Here is a 19526-nt window from a genome sequence, read left to right as displayed (position 1 = left end):
AGCCACCACCTCACCTGCCCGTCCCGTCAAGGGTGCGCCGCCCCCGGACCCCCGCTCCTCAATCGCCGGAGGGGCTGAATTTTCCTCGCCGGAGAGTTCCAGCCCGTCCGGCGATCGAGGACGAGGACCGGCTGTGCTCGGGGCCACCCGGTGGGTGGGGGACGTGTCACAGGGAGAGGCGGTTCCCCCGGCCGGGGGCGCGGCCTATCGTCAGGGACATGTTCGCTGCCTACGCCGCCCGAATCGACCGTGACCAGCCGCTGAACGGCCTGGAGTTGGGGGAGCGCCCGGCCCCCGCGCAGAGGCCGGGCTGGACGACCGTGAACGTACGGGCCGCCTCCCTCAACCACCACGACCTCTGGTCGCTGCGCGGGGTCGGTCTCGCCGAGGACAAGCTGCCGATGATCCTCGGCTGCGACGCCGCCGGAACCGACGAGCACGGCAACGAGGTCGTCCTGCACTCCGTGATCGGCCAGAGCGGACACGGGGTCGGCCCCGACGAGCCCCGGTCCATCCTCACCGAGCGCTACCAGGGCACCTTCGCCGAGCAGGTCTCCGTACCCTCGTGGAACGTCCTGCCGAAGCCCAAGGAGCTGTCCTTCGCGGAGGCCGCCTGTCTGCCGACCGCCTGGCTGACCGCGTACCGCATGCTCTTCACCAACGCCGGGGTGCGGCCCGGTGACTCCGTGCTCGTCCAGGGCGCGGGCGGGGGCGTGGCCACCGCCGCGATCGTGCTCGGCCGGGCCGCCGGGCTGCGGGTCTTCGCCACCAGCCGGGACGAGGCCAAGCGGAAGCGGGCGCTCGAACTCGGTGCCGTCGAGGCGCTGGAGCCCGGGGCGCGGCTGCCGCAGCGGGTGGACGCGGTCATCGAGACGGTCGGTGCCGCGACCTGGTCGCACTCGGTCAAGTCGCTGCGTCCCGGCGGGACCGTCGTCATCTCGGGCGCCACCAGCGGCGACCGGCCCTCGCACGCGGAGCTGACGCGGATCTTCTTCCTCGAACTCAAGGTGGTCGGCTCCACGATGGGGACGAAGGACGAGCTGGAGGACCTGCTGGCCTTCTGCGCGGCCACCGGTGTACGGCCCGTCATCGACGAGGTGCTGCCGCTCGACCGGGCCCGCGAGGGGTTCGAACGGCTGGAGTCGGGCGACCTGTTCGGCAAGATCGTGCTGACGTCGGGCTGACGGCCCGGGGGAGGACGAAGCGGTGAAGGCGGGTCCGGGTGCACCGGGCCCGCCTTCTGCTTGCCCGCATCCCGCCCGCCCGGACCGGGTGTCAATGTTGGTTGACATGCCGGAGTCGTCAACGTAGGTTGACGTCATGACCGAAGCAACGGATCTCGCCGAGCGCGCGGGCGACCGCGATCCGCGGATCGGGCTGCGGGCGGTCTCCGCGCTGCGGAGGCTGCTGGAGCAGCTGGAGGCGGTACAGGTGCGCAGTGCGCGCAATCAGGGCTGGTCGTGGCAGGAGATCGCCGCGGAACTCGGAGTGAGCAGGCAGGCCGTGCACAAGAAGTACGGGAGGCAGTGATGTTCGAACGATTCACGAAGGACGCGCGAGCCGTGGTCGAGGGCGCGGTGTCGCACTCCGGGCGGGTGGGGGGCGAGAGCGTCGACGAGGAGCACATGCTGCTGGCCCTCCTCGACCGGGAGGGCAGCCGGGGTTCGTTCGCCCTGACGTCGCTGGGGGCGACCGGCTTCCGGGAGTCGCTGGAGCGGGACCTCGCCGAGGCGCGGCGCAGGGGCGGGCTCTCGCGCGCCGACGCGGACGCCCTGTCCGGGCTCGGCATCGATCTGGGCGAGATCGTCGCCCGGATCGAGGAGACCCACGGGGAGGGGGCGCTGGAATCGGGCGGGCGGAGCGGTGACGGCAGGCGGGTGCGGCGCAGGCCCTTCGGACAGGAGGCGAAGGACGTGCTGGTACGGGCCCTGCGGATCGCCGCCGCCCGGCGCGACCGTCACATCGGCGACGAGCACCTGCTGCTGGCGATCACCCTGCGGGGCGGGGTGGCCGCCGAGGTGCTGGCCGACCACGGTGTCACCTACGAGTCGGTGACGCGCGTGCTGTACGGCGAGACCGGAACGGCGAAGGCGAGCTGAGCCGCCTCCCGCGACCGGCCGTCCCTCCGCCGGCCGGGGGAGGGACGGAACCCGCCGGACACCGGGCGGCCGGAACCGGACCCACGGCTCCGCCCGCCTCCCGGGATCGCCCCGGGGTGTTACGGGTGCCGGGCTTGCAGGGTTGCCGCGATGTGGGCCGCTGCCGTCGACAAGTGGCGGCGGATGTCGCGGAGTTGGTCCTCGTCGACGCCGTGGTCGCGGGACGCGTCGCGGATGTCGTCGCGGAAGCGGTCCAGCAGCCGGTCCAGGTCCCGGGCGGGGTTGCCCGTGGAGTCCTCGTGGGCCCAGGACGGTTCGTACTCGGCGGGGAAGTCCTCCGGGGTGGCCGAGTACTCCGGCTCCCCGGGCGCTCCGGACGGGGTGCGGCCGAAGCCGAACTCCTTGCCGAGGTCCTTCCCCAGGTCCTTGCCGAAGTTCTTCCCGAAGTCGCCGAACTCCTTGGCCAGTTCGGTCAGCCCCTCGCGCACGCCCGTCGGCCAGTCCCCGCGCGCGAAGTGGTCCTGGACCTGGTCCTGGACCCGCTTGGCCATGCGCTGCATCTCCTCCTGGGCCTGGGCGCGGGCCTTCTCCTGCGCCTCCTTGGCCTGGCGGCGGGCACGCTGCGCCTCGTCGCGGGCGCGACGGCTCTCGTCCTTCGCGCGGCGGGCCTGTTCCTTCCATTCGTGGCGGACGCGCCGCATCTCCTCCTTGGCCGCCCGCCACGACTCCCTGTCCTGGAGGTCGTCGAGGCCGGGGCCGCCCGCCGGATCGGCGTGCTGCTTGGGCCGGGTGCCCCCCGAGGTGCCGTGGCGCGCCTCCGTGGCCGCCGCCAGCATCTCGCGGCGCAGATCACCGGCCGCGCCCCGGACGTCCGCCCGGATCTCCGCGGCGAGTTCGGCCACCGACTCGCGGATCTCCAGCTCCAGATCGGCCAGTTCGCCGCTGCGGTCGGCCAGTTCGGCGCGGCCCGCGTCGGTGATCGCGTACACCTTGCGGCCGCCCTCGGAGGTGTGCGTGACCAGCCCCTCGGCCTCCAGCTTGGCCAGCCGGGGGTAGACGGTGCCCGCCGAGGGCGCGTACAGGCCCTGGAAGCGTTCCTCCAGGAGGCGGATCACCTCGTAGCCGTGGCGCGGGGCCTCGTCCAGCAGCTTGAGCAGATACAGGCGCAGTCGGCCGTGGGCGAAGACGGGGGCCATGTCAGAGCACCTTCCCGTCGGTCGCGGAGCCGGCGGGCCGGTCCTTGGCAGTGTCCTCGGCGGTGCCCTCGGCCGTGTCCGGGGCGGCGGGCGGGGTCGGCGGGGCCGTGTCGCGGGGGCCGGGGGTCTCCTCGTACGGCTCGTCCTCCGTCGGGGGCCTGCGCAGCAGGGCGATGGAGCCCGAGACGGTCATCGCCTTCAGCCTGCCGTTGCCCGCGCCGAGGCGGCCGGTGATCTTCTTGGCGCCCCACTGGCCGTTGACCCGCAGGTCCTCGAAGGCGCTGGAGACGCTGCCGCTCGCGGTGTTGGCCTCCACCTCGGCGTCCGCGGGGTGCGGGAGCCGGATGGCGATCTCGCCCGAGACGTTCGACAGCCGGACGTCGGTGGGCGCGCCCGTGGTGTCGAGGTCCACGATCATCGAGCCGCTCACCGACTCGGCCCGCACGGAGGAGCCGGACCCCTCGACGACGGTCAGGTCGCCGGAGACCGAGTTGAAGTGGAGGTCGCCCGTGACCGCCTGGGCCTCCAGGTTCCCCGAGACGGTCTCCACCCGCACGGGGCCGGAGACGCGGACGAGGGTGGTGTCGCCGTTGACGCCCTTCACCTGGACCCGGCCGTCCGTCCCCGAGACCACGGCGGCGGCGCCGACCACGCCCACCTCGACATGCGTGCCGGCCGGGACGGCCAGGGACACGACGGCCGTGCGGCGCCAGCCCTTGCGGTCGAGCCACTTGAGGAAGCCCTTCCAGGGAAGGTCCTCATAGGCCACCGTCAGCGTCGCCCCTTCCTGTTTCACCAGGAGCGGGGGGCCGTCCAGTTCGGACACCTCCAGCCGGGCGGAACCCTCGTCGGTCCCCACGACGTTCACTGTTCCGTTGACGATGCGCACGTGCAGTGTCTGCACTGGGCCGTCGAAGGCGAGCTTCTTCGGCTCTGTCACGGACCACTCGGACATGGTGCAGACCTCCTCGACCGGACCGGACCCTCGCGGAGCCCGAACTCGACGCGCCATATCGCGTCTCACGTATTCACGATATATCGCGGATACGGAAAGTCAAGACACCCGTTCTGGGGATCACGGCTGCGTTGAAGTGGGCAATTCGCCCTAAAGTGGGGCTATGTCGACTGCCTCCGGCGCGTCCCGGGACGACCGTCCGGCCCCCGGTGCCCTGCTGCTGTGCCGGGCCCGTCCCGAGTCGGCCGGCCCCGCCGCCCAGCTGTTGCGCGAGCGGATGCTGCTCGCCGGGGCGGGACCCGAGTGGAGCGTGCTGGTCCCCGAGGGCAAGCCCTGGCAGCACGGCGCGGAACCCGTCGACCGCGTGCTCACCGGCTGGGCCGCGGCGCTCGCCGTCGGCGCGCCCTGGCCCGTCCTCGCGCTCTGGTGGGACACCGACCGCAGCGGCTTCACCCTGGCCTCGGGCTTCCGCCGCACCGTGGGCTACGAATGGCTGGCGAACGGCACGCCGGTCGGCGAGGACGAGGCGATGCGCACCTTCGCCTCCCGGCTGGGGCTCGACCCGGTGCTGGACATCCAGGCGCTGGAACCGCTGACGCGGCCCGACCCGGCGTCCGACGCGCACGCGCGCGTGAGCGGGCTGTTCGCCGTCCTCACGCGCGCGGGGGTGATCCTCCCGGCCGGGATCGAACCCGGTGAACCCGCGGACCGGCTCCTGGACGTGGTCCGGATCCGGCCGGACGCCGAGCAGATCGAGTGGACCGGCTGGCGGGCCGCCGTCGGCGCCGAGCTCGACGTCGTGGAGAGCGGCGGTCTCGGGCCCTGGCTGCGCGGTCCGCGGGCCCGCACCCTCGCTGTGGCCCAGCTGGTCGTCGGGCTTCCGCTCGCCGCCTGGGGGATCCGGCGCCACAGCGGCGGCTGGACCGTGGCCGGAGCGGTCCTGATGCTCAGAGGCGCCCTGGGCCTGGCCTACGACCAGCTGCGGGCCTACGACTGAGCGGCGCGGTCGAAGCAGGCCCGCCCCAGGACTTCCGCCCTGCTCGTCCTGCCCGTGCCGTCCGTCCTACTCGTCGTCCTCGTCCTCGTCGTCCAGCCGGGCCAGCCAGGTCGCCAGCCGCTCCACCGGCACCTCGAAGTCCGGGTTGAGGTCGACGAACGTACGCAGCTGCTCGGCGAGCCACTCGAAGGTGACCTCTTCCTCGCCGCGCCGCTTCTCAAGTTCCTCGATGCCGCGGTCGGTGAAGTACATGGATGGTGCTCCGTGGGTGAAAGGGAAGTGGAACGCTGGGAAAAGGATAGGCGGGGGCGTGGGGCCCATGAAGGGCCTCTGTCGTGCGCGGGCCCCCGCGGCTAGCCTGCAAGGTCGGCTCGGACCACGGGGGCGTGGGGGAACGGGGGATGCCATGAGTGACGCGGTGACGCGCATCGCACGGATCGAGATGCCCGACGGAACACCGGTGTGGGCCCGGATCTCGGGCGCGGACGAACTGGAGGATCCCGGCGGCGAGCTGTCCCTGACGGACGTCGGCTTCGCGGAGCGCGTCGAGGCGCAGGTCGAGAGCCTCCAGTCCCTGATCACCGGTGTCGCCCGCTCGCTCGCGGCCCCGCTGCGCGCGGTGAAGCCCGACGAGGTCGGGGTCGAGTTCGGCATCGAGCTCACGGCGAAGGCCGGCAAGGTGGTCGGTCTGCTCGCGGACGGCGAGGCCAAGGCGGCCATCACGGTCACGCTCACCTGGAAGGGCGGCCCCCCGGACCTGACCCCGGACACCCCACCCACGACCCCCTCCCCACCCACGACCCCACCCCCGACCGGGAACCCCACCCCGAGCACGGGTCCCGCCCCGACGGCGGACCCGTCCCCCTCCGCCGGTTCCGCCCCGCAGGGGCCCGGCCCGTACGCGGGCGCGTCTCCCGGCGCCCCGGCGCATGGGGGTGGCCGGGGGGTCTCCGGTGGGGGCGGGGCATGACGGACGGGCACGCCCCGGGCGCACCGGGCGGTCCCGGGAACGCTCACCGTGCGCTGCGTGATCTCGTCATGGCCGCCACCGTGCGCATCCATCGCGCGGGCCCCGGGTATGCCCTCGACGAACCCGGCACGTTCCTCGGGAGCGGCTTCTTCATCGCTCCGAACTGGGTTCTGACCTGCGCACACGTGGTCCGGAGCGGGGAGGGGGACGAGGTGAGGGTGGTGTACGAGAGAGGGCCGGGCCGCGGCACGTCCGCCGTCACCGGCGAAGTCGCGACCGTCGTCCCGGACCGCGCCGGGATCCCGGTGCGCGGCACCTGGCCGTCCCCGGACCTCGCCCTCGTACGGCTGCGCGAGCCGGTGGACCACGACTGCGCCTACGTCACCGAACGCCCGGCCGCCTACTACGAGGAGTCGGTCGTCCTCTACTCCGGCTGGTCCGTGGTCGGCGGCGAGCTGCGCCGGCTCAGCGGCACCTGCACGGTCCAGGGCACGCTCGGCGGCTGGTCCGACGACGAGCAGATCCGCCTCGGCGGCGACGTGCTGCCGCCCGGCGTCTCGGGCGGCCCGGTCGTCGACCCCGTACGCGGCGAGGTCGTCGGTGTCCTGAAGTCCCGCACGGACCGGGGGCTCGGCGGCACCTGCACCGGCGTGGAGCAGTTACGGTCCCTGCCGGTGCCGGCCGGGGAACCGGCCGCCGAGCACGACGACCCGTACCAGGCCGTCTTCCACGCCCACGACCGCTACCACCGGGACCGGCAGCGCCACCCGGACACCGACCGCGGCACCTGGGCCGACGTCCAGAACCAGCTCGGCGCCCGGCCCGGCCGGGCACTCAGCCCCGAGGAGCGGACCCAGCTGCTCGGCCGGCTCGCCGACCTGCCGCCGCCGGTCAGCACCCGCGCCCTGCTCGGCGTGCTCGAATCCCTGCTCGGCGACCAGGCGGCGATCCCGCATCCGGCCCCGCGCGGCTGGCGCGACGGACTCGGCGCCCTGTACGAGAGCCCGCGTCAGGACGCGGCCCTCGATCTCGTCCTCGACTACGCCATGCGGGCCATGGCCGCCGAACGGCCCTTCGTCACCCCGGGCACCCGGGCCGCCGAACGGGCGCTGTGGGAGTGGGTGCGGCAGACCGCCGAAGGCCGCCCCGGACCCGCGTACCGGCGTCGCCTCGGCCAACAGTGGATCGAGCGGCTCCAGTTGACACCCCGCGGCCCCTCGGCGGCGGAAGCAGAGACGGCGCACGCGGCCGCACGCAGCGCCGACCGTGCGCCCCGCCTGTTCGTCCTGCTCGAACTGGAGCAGCTCGGCTGGGAGCCCGGCCGCTGCGACTGGCACGTCTCGGTGGGCCGGCCGGCCGGGGAGGTGGTCCGGCTGCGCGACGGTGAGCGCACCCCGCTTGAGGAGCTGCCGGCCGTGCTCGGGCCGCATCTGACGGAGGCGTTCCGCCAGTGCGACGAACCCGGGCGGCCCGCCGACCTCCAGGTGGCCCTGCCCCATCTGCTGCTCGGACTCGACGTCGACGCCTGGCGGCCGGGGCCCGGCGAGGCACCGCTGGGCGCCCAACGGCCCGTCGTCGTGCGCTGCGCCGACCGGGAACGGCTGCCCGAACCGGACGGCACGCCCCTCCCGGCCGCCGAACCGCTCCCCGCGGACGAGGAACAGCGTGAGCGCGAGGCCCGCTGGCGGTGGATCCACGCGCACGGCGCGCAGGCCGAAGTCCTCGACTGCGAGGACGGGTTGCGGGTACCGGTACCGGCGGCGGAGTCCCTGCGCGGACTGCCGCACAAGACGGTCCCGGTCCTCTGCCGCTACGGCGACCACCGCTTCGAGGACGACCCGGTCGCCATCGTCCGGATCGTGCACGGCGGATACGGCGTCGCGCTGTGGCGGCGCTGGCGCGGTCAGTCCGACGCGGTCTGCGGGGAGTTCCACCGCAGAGCGGGCGACACCGTGGCGGGCGCGGGCGGCGCGGACCGGCTGCCCGCCCTGGTGCACGCCCTGCGGGCCGGGCTCCACGAGGGCCGGCCCGAGACGTACTGGGCCCACGGGATCGCCCTGTTCTACGACGATCCGCGCCGGCCCCTTCCGGGGGCCGGAGACCTGCTGGAGGCGCCATGACCACGACGGCGGACCCACGGTCGCGCACGGCCCGAAACGGGCCCAAGTGGGCCGCTGCGAGCCCCTCTTGGGACCTTACGGGGTCCATCGTGGATCGATACGGTGAGGCGACGATCGACGGCCGCCGGTGTGGACGAGTGACGACGAGGACTGGGCAATGACCGATTCCAGCGAGTGGCTCATCTACCGGGGCGCGGGCGAACCCCACGACGGCCTCGACCGGCTCCCGGCCCCGCCGCCGTGGCGCGACTTCGCGAGCCGGCACGCCGCCGGCACCGACGGCGAAGGCACCGACGGCGACGGCTCCGAGGACCGCAGGCTCGGCGCGCACCGGCATCTGGCCGAACTGCACCGGCCAGGCGCCGAGGAACTCGAAATGATCAACGCGGCGCTCTATCTGCGCCGGCCCCTGCTGGTCACCGGCAGCCCCGGCGCGGGCAAGAGCACGCTCGCGCACTCGGTGGCGTACGAACTCGGCCTCGGCAACGTCCTGCGCTGGCCGATCGTCAGCCGCTCCACGCTCCAGGACGGGCTCTACCACTACGACGCGATCGCCCGGCTCCAGGACGTGCAGCTCGCCGCCCCGCACGGAAGCGACCCGGCCGCACCCGGCGCCCCCGGTTCCGTCGAGGGCATCGGCAGCTACATCCGGCTCGGCCCGCTCGGCACCGCGCTGCTGCCCTCCGAGACCCCGCGGGTACTGCTCATCGACGAGCTGGACAAGAGCGACATCGACCTGCCCAACGACCTGCTGAACGTCCTGGAGGAGGGCGAGTTCGCGATCCCCGAGCTGGAGCGCGTCGCCGACCGGCTGCCCGGCGGCGAGGCCGCGGTGCTCACCGCCGACGGCACCAAGGCACTGGTGCGCGACGGCCGGGTGCGCTGCCACGCCTTCCCCTTCGTGGTGCTCACCAGCAACGGCGAACGCGACTTCCCCGCCCCGCTGATGCGCCGCTGCATCCACCTCGAACTGGGCCGCCCGGACCACAAGCGGCTCGCCACCTTCGTACGCGCCCACCTGGGCGACGAGGCCGCGCGCGCCGGGGACGACTTGATCACCCACTTCCTGGAGCGCTCGCGCAGCGAACTCGTCGCCGCCGACCAGCTGCTGAACGCCATCTACCTCACCGACGCCGCGGCCCCGCCCAGCCGCGACCGGCTCGCCGACCTGCTCATCCAGCGACTCGACCGTCCGAGGTGACGCGCTGATGCCCGGCGGCGACCCGATCGCCGAACTCATCGCCCGGATACGGCAGACCGGGCTCGACCCCGACGCCCGGCAACTGGCCGACGCGCTGTGGCTGGCACGCTGGTCGCGCCCGACGGACGCGGCCGGGGGCGAACCGGGCGGCGGCCGTCCGCCCGCCCGCGGGACCGCCGCCGAGGACCCAGCCGTCGTACGCCCGGACGCGCGCGCCGGCGAACGGCCGCCGCCCGGCGACGGACCCGGACCGGCCCGGCGGGACCCGGAGGCCGAACGGCGCGTCGCGCTGTACCCGGTACCGCGCGACGGCGCGCCCCGCGGCTACGGACAGGGCCGCTCGGCGGTGCTGCCGGTCGGCGTGCCGGCCGCGCCCGCGTTCCCCTCTCCCCTCGAACTCCATCGCGCACTGCGCCCGTTGCAGGGCTACCGCACCGCCGCGCCACCCCTGCGCACCGTCCTCGACGAGACCGGCACCGCCGAACGCACCGCCCGCGCGGGCGGACTGGTCCTGCCGGTGTTCCGCGGGGTGACCCGCGCCGACGCCACCCTCCAACTGGTCCTGGACGCCTCCTCGTCCATGCGCGTGTGGGACCGGATGTTCGCCGAGCTGGAGCAGGTCTTCGGCCGTCTCGGCGCCTTCCGGGACATCCAGGTCAGCCATCTCCACCAGGGCCCCGACCAGGAGCCCGCCGTCAGCCGCAGCCCCGAGCCCGGAGCGGCCCCCCTGCACTCCGCCGACCGGCTGAGCGACCCCACGGGCCGGCGTGTCACCCTCCTCGTCAGCGACTGCGCCGGCCCGCTGTGGCACAGCGGCCACGCCCACCGGCTGCTGCACCACCTGTCCCGGCTCGGCCCCGCCGCCGTGCTCCAGCCGCTGCCGCAGCGCATGTGGAACCGCACCCGGCTCCCCGTGTCGTACGGCGAACTGACCCGCGGCGAGGCCCTCGCGGGCGCCGCCACCCTGAAGGTCCGGCTGCCCGCGGGCACCCCGCCGGAGGCACGCGGCGGCGCGCTCCCGGTCCCCGTCCTGCCACCCGAGCCCACCGCGCTCGGCGCCTGGGCCCGGCTGCTGTCCGGAGCAGGCGCGGGACCCGTGGCCGGCGCCGTCGGCTGGGTGCGCGGACACCACGAGCCCGCCCGGAGCGTCCCGCCCGGACGCCGCATGTCCGGGCTCGAACTGGTCAGCCGGTTCCGCTCCAACGCCTCCAAGACCGCGGGCCGGCTCGCCGGTTATCTCGCCGCGGCCCCGCTCAGCCTCCCCGTGATGCAGCTCGTCCAGCGCACCATGCTCCCCGACTCCGGACCCTCCGAACTGGCCGAAGTCCTCCTCAGCGGCCTCCTCTCACGCGCCAGGACCGAGGAGTACGGCGCCGACGGCACCCAGTGGTACGAGTTCGCGCCCGGAGCGCAGGAAGCCCTGCTGTCCCCGCTGGGACTCGACGAGGCCATGCTGGTCCTCAAGCACTGCTCCGCCTACATCGAGCACCGCTTCGGCAAGGGCGGCCCCAACTTCCCCGCCCTGGCCCTCGCACAGCTCGGCGAGGGCGGCTCCGGACCGCCGTTCTCGCCCGGCGCCGGATACCCGGGCGAGAACGGGGACAACGGCGGCGCCACCCTCGTGCCCCAGCCCTTCGCCGAGGTCGCCGCCCGCGTCCTGGAGCGGTTCATGCCCCTGCCGGAACACTTCGCCGGCTACGCGCCGGCCCGCGGACCCGACGACCCGCCCGGCCGGCGGCCCACCCACCCCGCGGTGCTCAGGGCCCGCTCGCTGGCCGGGCAGTTCGGCAGCGACCGCATGGTGCAGGACCTCATCGACGCCGTACAGCTGCTGCGCGGCGCGACCGAGCACGAGGCGCTCCCCGGCGCCGACCCGGAACTGTGGGCCGAGTACGCCAACTGCGTCCTGCTGCTGTGGGAGGTGCAGGGCGGCGCCGACCTGCTGCGCGAGGCGGAGGCCGCGGCCGAACGCGCCGTCGCGCACCCGCGGGCCCTGCGCGAGAGAGCCGTCCTGGCCCGGGTCCTGCACGCGGCCGCCACCGACCGCAGACGGCGCGGCGACCGGCGCGGCGCACTCGACCTGCTGCAACGCGCCGACCGCGAGTACGCGGTGGCCTGCGCCGCGCCCGACCTGGACGCCGGCGAGGCCCTGCGGCTCACCCTGGAACGCGTACGGGCACTGGAGGCACAGTGGCGGCTGGGCGGCGACAGCGCGCTGCTCCAGGGCGCGGTCGGCATGCTGGAGGCGTTCGCCGACGCCTGGCCCGACCGGCGGAGCCGCCCCTTTGGACTCCCGCTCGCCCACGGCCGCGTCCTGCTGCGGCTGTCGGGCGCCACGGCCGACCAGGAACAGGCCAGGCTGTATGCGGAACAGGGCGCCCGTTCCCTCCGCGCCGCCCTGGAGACCGGCCCGGAGGACGCGACCGCCCCTTCCGACGCGTCCTCGCGCGTCCGCGTCCTCCTCGACCTCGTCGACGCGCTCCTGCGGGCGGGCGGCGCGCTCGACGACGCCCAGGCCCATGTCGACGAGGCGCTCGGTCTGACCCGCGAACAGGGCGTGCGCTCCGCCCTGTTGGTCCGCGCCGGACGCATCCGCCTCGCCCGGTACGCCGATTCGGGCGACCCGCGTGAACTCCAGGACGCCGCCGCGCGGTTCGAACAGGCCTCCCGCGGAGTGCCCCGGGACGCCCCCGCGCACGCGGACGTCCTCGCCGAATGGGGCGAGACCCTGCTGCGGCACGCCGTCCTCGACGCCGGACGCGCCCCGGGTGAACCGCTGTACCGGGCCATCCGGGTCCTCCGGGACTGCCGTACGGAGACGCCCGCCGGCAGCGCCGAACTCGCGCACCGCCTGCTGCTGCTCGGCCGCGCCCTGATGCTGCGCTACCGCGCCCGCGGCGACCGGGTCGACCTGCGCGAGGCCGAGCACCTCTTCGGCCTCGCGGCCCTGGAGGACGGCCCGCCGCTCACCACCGCCCGCTGCTGGCTGGAGCTCGGACAGGCGCAGTTCGAGGCGTACCAGAGCCTCGGCCGCAAGGCACGGCTCGACGAGGCCATCGACGCCTTCCGGGCCGCCGCCGAGGCGGCGCGCGAGGCCGAGGAGGACGCGGAGACGGAGCGCACGCGCCAGGAGGCCGTGGAACTGGCCGCTCGGGCACAGCACTGGCGGGGTATGTCCTACGAAGCGGCGGCGCGCCCGCGTGCCGCGCGCGAGGCCTACCGGGCGGCACGGACCGAGTGGTCACGGCTGCCGGACGGTGTCGCGAGCACGGGCGAGCCCACGGCCCGGCAGACGGCGCAGCGGCTGGCCGAGCTGGAGTGAGAACGCCCGCGGGCGGCCGCCCGGGCGGAGTCGGCAAGGCCGAGGGAGACGACATGGGCGCACACGACGACGTACGGAACGGGGCAGGGGACCGGGACCCGGCGGCGAGCACGCCGGACCCGGCGGACCTTCCCGTCCCCGACCCGCTGGAGCTGGACCTCGCGGAGCTGCGGACGGTACGGCACCCGGTCCTGGAAGAGGTCCTGGCCGACCTGCGGACACGCGCCGGTGAACCGGGCGAGATCCTCTGGGGGTTCAACAACGCCTTCTGACGACCGATCCGGCCCGCCGTGCGGTTGAACCGGACAACTTCGCACGACCGGTGTTTGTCGCCGGGGCGGGGCCGGGAATGCCGTCCGGTACGGGCAGGGGGCCGTGGCGCGGTGCGTGGTGGGACCGTGCGGGCGTACACCATGGGGGTGCCGGAGTGTCTGAACGGGCGACCTCCGCGGCACCGACACCCGCTCCCACGACCGCACCGGCACCGGCATCGACGCTGGCCACAGCGACCGCACGGGCACCCGGCACGGCGACTGCGCCACCGGCATCGACACCCAGCACGGCGACTGCACCACCGGCACCGGCACCGGCACCGGCACCGGCACCGGCATCGACACCCGGCACGGCGGCCGTACCGGCGTGGGCGCTCGCCCCCGCGGCCGCCCCGACGCGCCCGGTGTATCCGGTGCGCCCCTCGCGAGACCGCCCCGCGGCCGAACCGCCCTTTCCCTTCCGGCAGTTCATCGTCAAGATGCACGGCCGCTGCAACCTCGCCTGCCGCTACTGCTACCTCTACGAAGGCCCCGACCACACCTGGCGCACCCGTCCCGCCGCGACCCCCGCAGACGTCCTGGAGCGCACCGCCGCACGCATCGGCGAACACGCCCGCGCGCACGGCACCGCCGCCGTGTCCCTGGTCCTGCACGGCGGCGAACCCCTGCTCGCCGGCGTGGACGCCCTCGTCCGGTTCACCGGCCTCGTACGCGACCGGGTCCCGGACGGCTGCGCCGTGCACGCCACCGTCCAGACCAACGCCACCCTGCTCACAGCGCGCCGGCTCGACGTCCTCGCCCGGCACTCCGTCCGCGTCGGCATCAGCCTCGACGGCGGGCTGCCCGAGCACAACGCCTCGCGCACCGACCACGCCGGACGCCCGTCCTGGCCCGCCGCCGCGCGCGGCGCCCGGCTGATCGCCGCACGCCGGCCGGAGGCGTACGCCGGGATCCTCACCGTCGTCGACCCGACGACCGACCCCGTCGAGCTGTACGAGTCGCTGCTCGCGCTGCGGCCACCGGCCCTCGACCTGCTCCTCCCGCACGGCAACTGGTCCACGCCCCCACCGCACCGGCAGGGACCGGGAACGCCCTACGGCGACTGGCTGTGCGCCGTCTTCGACCGCTGGTGGCGGGCCGGGCGGCGCGAGACACGGATACGGCTCTTCGAGGAGTGCCTCGCCCTGCTCCTCGGGCTGCCCGCCGCCACCGAGTCGCTCGGCCTCGCGCCCTTCGACGCCGTCGTCGTGGAGACCGACGGCTCCATCGAACAGGTCGACTCCCTCAAGTCCTGCTACGAGGGAGCGGCCCGCACCGGCCTCGACGTCTTCCGGAACAGTTTCGACCAGGCGCTGCGCCACCCCGGCGTCGCGGCCCGGCAGACCGGCGCCGCGGCGCTGGCCGCGCGCTGCCGGGCCTGCCCCCTGCTCTCCGTCTGCGGCGGCGGACACTACGCGCATCGATACCGCGCCGGACACGGCTTCGCCAACCCGTCCGTCTACTGCGCCGACCTCCAGACCTTCATCCGCCACGTCGCACGAAGCCTGAGGGCGGCGGGCACCCACGCCGTGCAGGTCGCCGCACCCGCACCCGCACCCGCCGCGTCCGCCGTCCCCGCCGCGCCCGCCGTCCCCGCCGTCCCCGAAGGAGATGCCCCGTGATCCTGCCCGCGGTCCCGGCGCGGGCCGTGGACGAACTCGGCCGCACCGAAGGCGGCCCCGAGACCCTCGGGCTCCTCGTCCGCGACCAGCACACCCGACGGCTGCTCCTGCTCCGCGCGGTGCTCGACGCCGCGGAGTCGGCCGCCCCCGACGTCTGTCCCGCCCCCGCGCCGGCCCGGCTGCGGGAGGACTGGGCCCTGCTGGAGGAGGCCGAACGGCTGGAGCCGTACCGCCCCGCCGGCCTCCCGCCCGGACCCGAGGCGGACGCGGCCCGCGGGAACCGGCCCCCGACCTCCCACTCCCACGTACGGGCCCTGCTCCTCCACCCGTTCACCGGCCCCTGGGCCCGTGAGGCCCTGCGCCTGCTCGGGCCGGAAACGGGCCCGCTCCCAGCCCGGGACCGCCGTGAACAGGCCCGCGCCCTGGCGTACTTCGGGGCACTCGCGGCCGTCGCCGCCGCCCGCGCCGGAGTGCCCTACACGGTACGGCTGACGGCCCACGACGGCGTGCTGGCGCTGCCCTCGCTCGGCGCGCTGCGCACCGGCGGCCCCGGCCGGAGGGACCCGGAGGTGACCGTCGTGCACCGGCACGGGCGACTGACGCTCCGCAGGCCCGGCGAGGCCGACGTGACCGTCCGCCTCCAGAACGGCCCCGGCGCCTGGTCCGAGGCGGCGGCCTGGACGCCCGCGTACACGCTGCCCGGCCTGGTGCCGGGCTCCGCCCCCGTACCGCTGGACGACCTCGACCCGTACCGCACGGCCCGCGGCGGACCCCGCCCGGACACCCTCAGCGGCCCGGCCGAACTCGACGAAGCCGGCCGCAAGCACTGGCTGCACACCTGGTCGGGCACCGCCGCGGCGCTCACGGCCGGCGGCGCGGGCCGGCTCACGGAATCGGCGGCCCTGCTGAGCTGCCTGGTCCCGCTGGCCGCCCCGCCGGGATCGGGCCACGGCGGCAGTTGCAGCGGCACCCGGCGCGAGGCCTTCGGCGCGGTGCTCAGCAGCGCGCCCGCGACGGCGACCGGGTTCGCCGCCACCCTCGTCCACGAGATCCAGCACGCCAAACTCGCCGCGCTCGGCGACATGACGACGCTCCACCACGCGAGCCCGGCGGCCCGCCACTTCGCGCCCTGGCGCCCCGATCCCCGCCCGTACGACGGCCTGTTGCAGGGCGCCTACTCCCATCTCGCGCTGGCCGACTTCTTCCAGCGCAGCGCGCTCACCGCCACGCTCCCCGCCCGCCGGGACGCCGCCTGGGAGCGGCACGCGCGGTACCAGGCACAGGTCGGTGCCGTCCTGCCCGCGCTCGTCGGATCCGGTGACCTCACCGTGCCCGGACGCCGGTTCGTCGACCGCATGGTCGAGGTGTACGAACGCCTCGCCGAACAGCCGCCCCCGCGCGGCCACGCGGCACGCGCCACCGCGTACGTACAGGCCGCGAGAACCCTGTGGAACCGGCGCCACGCGTCCGGCGAATGAACCGCGTACCACGGGGACCCCACCCGATTGAGCCATCCTCGCCGAAAGCCGCGGGTTCCCGGACACGGGCCGGACCGTGCGCCAAGATCGGCGCTGAACACCTTGGAGAAGGAACCGTGGAGCAAGCGACTGGTGTGCGTCGGCGCCCTATCGCCGACCCTCGCGGCGGTTCTAAAATCACGCGCGGGGAGGCCGCTGCATGTCTGGAGCTCGTACGCCGGTCGGGCCAGCCGAGAGGGGGCCCGCGAAGCAGACCGTCACCATCAGCTTCGCCGGTTTCAACCGGGCCTGGGCGGCCTGGATCGGGGACCGTCTGGAGCGCCGGGGACACCGGGTGGTGTACCAGCGCTGGGACTCCCCGGCCGAAGTGCCCCTCGTCGACCTGCTGCGCGACCTGACCCTGGCCAAGGGCCGCATCCTGATCGTCGTCAGCGAGTGGTACTTCCAGCTCGGCCCGCGCACCCACGAGGAGTGGAACGCCGCGCTGCGCGAGGTCGTCGCACCCGACCCGTCCCGCTTCGCCGCCGTCTCCGTCACCAACAGCACGGTGCCCACGGCCACCACCGTGCTCGGCGCGGTCGACCTGAACAACATGGGCGCCGACGAGGCCGAACGCCGGGTCCTGGAACGCCTGGACCTGTCCTCCGAACCCCTCCCGGAATCCGTCGAGGGCGCACGGCGCGGCCCCCGGTTCCCGGCCGCGATGCCCGAGGTGTGGGGCGGCGTACCGCGCCGCAACACCCGCTTCACCGGCCGCGAGCCGCTCCTCAACGACGCCTACCACCTGCTCCAGGGCGCCGAGGCCGGCGCGGGCGTCGTCACCCTGCACGGCATGTCGGGCGTCGGCAAGACCCAGCTCGCCGCCGAGTACGTCTACCGGTTCGGCTCCGAGTACGACGTGGTGTGGTGGGTCAACGCCGAGAAGCGGGTCACCTACCGGCGCCGACTGGCCGAACTGGCACCGCAGTTGGGGCTGTCGACCGGGGCCGAGTACGGCGAACGGCTGCGCGCCGTGCGCGACGCGCTGCGCCGAGGCGACCCGTACTCCCGCTGGCTGCTGATCCTGGACGGCGCGGACGAGCCCGACCAGATCTACGACCTCGTCCCCACCGGACCCGGCCACGTCCTGATCACCTCGCGCAACCCCGAGTGGAGCGAGCACAACAGCAGACTGCTCGAGGTGCCGGTCTACGCCCGCGACGAGTCCGTCGCCTTCATCCGCCGCCGCGCGCCCCGGCTCACCGAACCCGAGGCCGACCAGCTCGCCGACGCGCTGGAGGACCTGCCGCTGCTGCTCGACCAGACGGCCGGCTGGCTCAACGACTCGGACCTGTCCGTCCAGGAGTACATCGCCCTCCTCGACGGAGGCATCGACAGCGACGTCGTCAAGGTCTCCGCCGACTTCCCGGTCGCCTTCCAGACCGCCTGGTCGATACTGCTGAACAAGCTCCGCGACACCGTCCCGGAGTCCGTCGACCTGCTCCGCCTGTGCACCTTCTTCGCCCCGGGCTTCATCCCCGTACGCCTCCTCAAGGAGATGCCGCACGACCAGCTGCCCGAACAGATCGCGGGCCTGCTCAACGACCCGCTGCTGTGGAACAGGGCGATCAACCAGCTCCGCCAGTACTCCGTCGTCCGGCTGGAGTCCCACGAGGCGGCCGGCGACGAGGCAGCGTCCTCCGGCGAGTCCCTGTATCTCCACCGCATGGTCCACCAGATCGTCCACAAGGACATGCCCGACGCGGACCGCCGCGAGTTCATCGACGTGGTCCGCCGCGCCCTGGCCGCGGCCGACCCCCGCCGGCCCACGGACACCCGGCTGTGGCCCGGCTACGCGGAGATCGTCCCGCACCTGAAGTACGCGGACGTCCTGCAGAGCAAGGACACCGCGGTACAGATGCTGGTCTTCAACTGCCTCCGCTACATGTACATCTCGGGCGAGTACCAGTCGGGCATCCGGCTCGGGGAACGCGCCATGGAGGCCTGGCGCCCCCTGCTGGGCGAGAACCACCCGCGCGTCTGGGAGCTGACACACCACTACGCCAACCTGCTGCGGGCCGTCGGCGACTACCAGCACACCGAGGCCATCGAACGCGCCGCCGTCGAGCACCTGCGCGAGGAACGCGGCCCCCAGGACCTGGAACACCTCCGCGCCGCCACCGGCCTCGCCGCCGACCTGCGCGGCCTCGCCCGCTACGACGAGGCCCTGGAACTCTCCCAGTGGATCTTCACCGCCTACAGCGACCTCCTGGGCGACGCCGACTCCCGCACCCTGGGCGCCCAGAACAACCTGGCGGTGTCCCTGCGGCTGCTCGGCCGCTTCGAGGAGGCCCTGGAGATCGACCGGCGCACCATGGAGTCACGCAGGCTGCTGCTGCGCGGCCGGCACCCCTGGACCCTCTCCTCCCAGATCCACTACGCCGCCGACCTGCGCTACCTCGGACGCTACCCCGAGGCCGAGTCCGTCCAGACGGAGAGCGTGCGCGAACACCGCATCGTCATGGGGGCCGACAACCCGCAGACCCTGGACGCCGAACACAACCTGGCCCTGTGCCAGTACCGCGGCGGCGACCGCCGGTCCGCGGGCGCCCTGTTCGCCCGCGTCCTGGAACGCTGCGAACGCGTCCTGGGCGAGACCCATCCGCAGACCCTGCGGTTCGCCGCCAGCACGAGCTGCTTCGTGCGCGAGCACGGCGACATCGACCAGGCGCGGGAGATCGGCGAGTCCGTCGTCGCCCGCTACGAGGTGATGCTCGCCGAGGGCCACCCCTACATCGCCGGGGTACGCGCCAACCACGCCCTGGTCCTGCGGAGCGTCGGCGAGCGCGATCACGCCCACGCCGCCATCGACGAGGCACTCGCCGACATGACCGCGGCGGTCGGCGAGAACCATCCCTGGACACTCGGCTGCGCCATCAACGCCTCCGCCCTGCGCAACCTCATCGGCGACCCCGAGTCGGCCGCGGCGCTCACCCAGGACACGGTGGTCCGTGCCACCGAGGCCCTCGGCCGCACCCACCCGCTGACCCTCTCGGCCCGGATCGCCCTCGCGGCCGATCTGCGCGGTCTGCGGGACCGCCAGCAGGCGGAGAAGGTCGAACAGGCCGCCCTGGACGACCTGGCCGCCACCCTCGGCCCGCAGCACGTCCACACCATCTCGGCCCGCTCCCGCAACCGGCCCTTCTGGGACTTCGAACCGCAGGAGACGTGACGGGGAACCGGAACGGGGAAAGGGCCCGGCCCCGAGTCCACTGG

The 19526-nt window shown here is 74.4% G+C and carries 15 protein-coding genes; 12 read left to right on the top strand and 3 right to left on the bottom strand.

Annotation, left to right across the window (positions count from 1 at the left end; genetic code table 11):
* Nucleotides 1-218: 218 nt before the first annotated feature.
* The 3 genes from ACFWI4_RS39965 to ACFWI4_RS39955 all read left to right on the top strand — a co-directional run bounded on the left by ACFWI4_RS39965 (nt 219) and on the right by ACFWI4_RS39955 (nt 2099).
* Entirely contained in the window at nt 219-1184 is a 966-nt protein-coding gene (locus tag ACFWI4_RS39965) for a zinc-binding dehydrogenase (protein WP_387206444.1), read from the top strand.
* 136 nt (nt 1185-1320) lie between these two features.
* Nucleotides 1321-1530 (top strand): helix-turn-helix domain-containing protein, encoded by a 210-nt coding sequence (locus ACFWI4_RS39960; RefSeq protein ID WP_010984411.1) that lies wholly within the window; start codon nt 1321-1323, stop codon nt 1528-1530.
* Nucleotides 1530-2099: a Clp protease N-terminal domain-containing protein gene (locus ACFWI4_RS39955; protein ID WP_387206442.1), complete on the top strand. Its 570-nt coding sequence runs from the start codon at nt 1530-1532 to the stop codon at nt 2097-2099. Before ACFWI4_RS39960 ends, ACFWI4_RS39955 begins: the two co-directional genes overlap by 1 nt.
* 119 nt (nt 2100-2218) lie before the next feature.
* Here ACFWI4_RS39955 and ACFWI4_RS39950 read toward each other — a convergent pair whose 3' ends face one another.
* On the bottom strand, nt 2219-3295 hold the full coding sequence (locus tag ACFWI4_RS39950; protein WP_387206439.1) for a helix-turn-helix transcriptional regulator: 1077 nt from the start codon (nt 3293-3295) through the stop codon (nt 2219-2221).
* A gap of 1 nt (nt 3296) precedes the next feature.
* Nucleotides 3297-4250 carry a DUF4097 domain-containing protein gene (locus ACFWI4_RS39945; RefSeq protein ID WP_387206436.1) on the bottom strand — a complete coding sequence of 318 codons (954 nt, stop codon included), beginning with the start codon at nt 4248-4250 and terminating at the stop codon, nt 3297-3299.
* 163 nt (nt 4251-4413) lie between these two features.
* On the opposite strand from ACFWI4_RS39945, the gene ACFWI4_RS39940 reads away from it, so the two are divergent.
* Complete coding sequence (locus ACFWI4_RS39940; protein WP_387206434.1) at nt 4414-5247, top strand: hypothetical protein; 834 nt, start codon at nt 4414-4416, stop codon at nt 5245-5247.
* 66 nt (nt 5248-5313) lie between these two features.
* Here the strand turns inward: ACFWI4_RS39940 and ACFWI4_RS39935 are convergent, their stop codons facing one another.
* On the bottom strand, nt 5314-5499 hold the full coding sequence (locus ACFWI4_RS39935) for a DUF6104 family protein (RefSeq protein ID WP_007266501.1): 186 nt from the start codon (nt 5497-5499) through the stop codon (nt 5314-5316).
* A gap of 154 nt (nt 5500-5653) precedes the next feature.
* Between ACFWI4_RS39935 and ACFWI4_RS39930 the strand changes: the two genes are divergently transcribed.
* The 8 genes from ACFWI4_RS39930 to fxsT all read left to right on the top strand — a co-directional run bounded on the left by ACFWI4_RS39930 (nt 5654) and on the right by fxsT (nt 19482).
* Nucleotides 5654-6217: a CU044_2847 family protein gene (locus ACFWI4_RS39930; RefSeq protein ID WP_387206432.1), complete on the top strand. Its 564-nt coding sequence runs from the start codon at nt 5654-5656 to the stop codon at nt 6215-6217.
* 68 nt (nt 6218-6285) lie between these two features.
* A complete protein-coding gene (locus ACFWI4_RS39925) occupies nt 6286-8337 on the top strand; it encodes a trypsin-like peptidase domain-containing protein (RefSeq protein ID WP_387206430.1) in 2052 nt (683 codons plus the stop codon).
* A gap of 157 nt (nt 8338-8494) precedes the next feature.
* Nucleotides 8495-9538, top strand: a complete 1044-nt coding sequence (locus ACFWI4_RS39920; protein ID WP_387206428.1) for an AAA family ATPase — start codon at nt 8495-8497, stop codon at nt 9536-9538.
* Between the two features lie 7 nt (nt 9539-9545).
* Nucleotides 9546-12860 carry an SAV_2336 N-terminal domain-related protein gene (locus tag ACFWI4_RS39915; protein WP_387206426.1) on the top strand — a complete coding sequence of 1105 codons (3315 nt, stop codon included), beginning with the start codon at nt 9546-9548 and terminating at the stop codon, nt 12858-12860.
* 53 nt (nt 12861-12913) lie between these two features.
* Nucleotides 12914-13132, top strand: a complete 219-nt coding sequence (gene fxsA / locus ACFWI4_RS39910; RefSeq protein ID WP_387206424.1) for an FxSxx-COOH cyclophane-containing RiPP peptide — start codon at nt 12914-12916, stop codon at nt 13130-13132.
* Nucleotides 13133-13611: 479 nt separating this feature from the next.
* Entirely contained in the window at nt 13612-14793 is a 1182-nt protein-coding gene (locus ACFWI4_RS39905; RefSeq protein WP_387206448.1) for an FxsB family cyclophane-forming radical SAM/SPASM peptide maturase, read from the top strand.
* The gene (locus tag ACFWI4_RS39900) at nt 14793-16271 is read left to right on the top strand and encodes an aKG-HExxH-type peptide beta-hydroxylase (RefSeq protein WP_387206446.1); all 1479 of its coding nucleotides are present in this window, start codon (nt 14793-14795) and stop codon (nt 16269-16271) included. The genes ACFWI4_RS39905 and ACFWI4_RS39900 overlap by 1 nt, the downstream gene beginning before the upstream one ends.
* Before the next feature lie 199 nt (nt 16272-16470).
* Nucleotides 16471-19482, top strand: a complete 3012-nt coding sequence (fxsT, locus tag ACFWI4_RS39895; protein WP_387206421.1) for an FxSxx-COOH system tetratricopeptide repeat protein — start codon at nt 16471-16473, stop codon at nt 19480-19482.
* Nucleotides 19483-19526 lie beyond the last annotated feature (44 nt).

It is taken from the genome of Streptomyces sp. NPDC127038 (assembly GCF_042725875.1).
GTDB lineage: Bacteria > Actinomycetota > Actinomycetes > Streptomycetales > Streptomycetaceae > Streptomyces.
The sequence above is the reverse complement of the archived record's forward strand: the minus strand, read 5'-3'. Positions and strand labels throughout refer to the sequence as shown.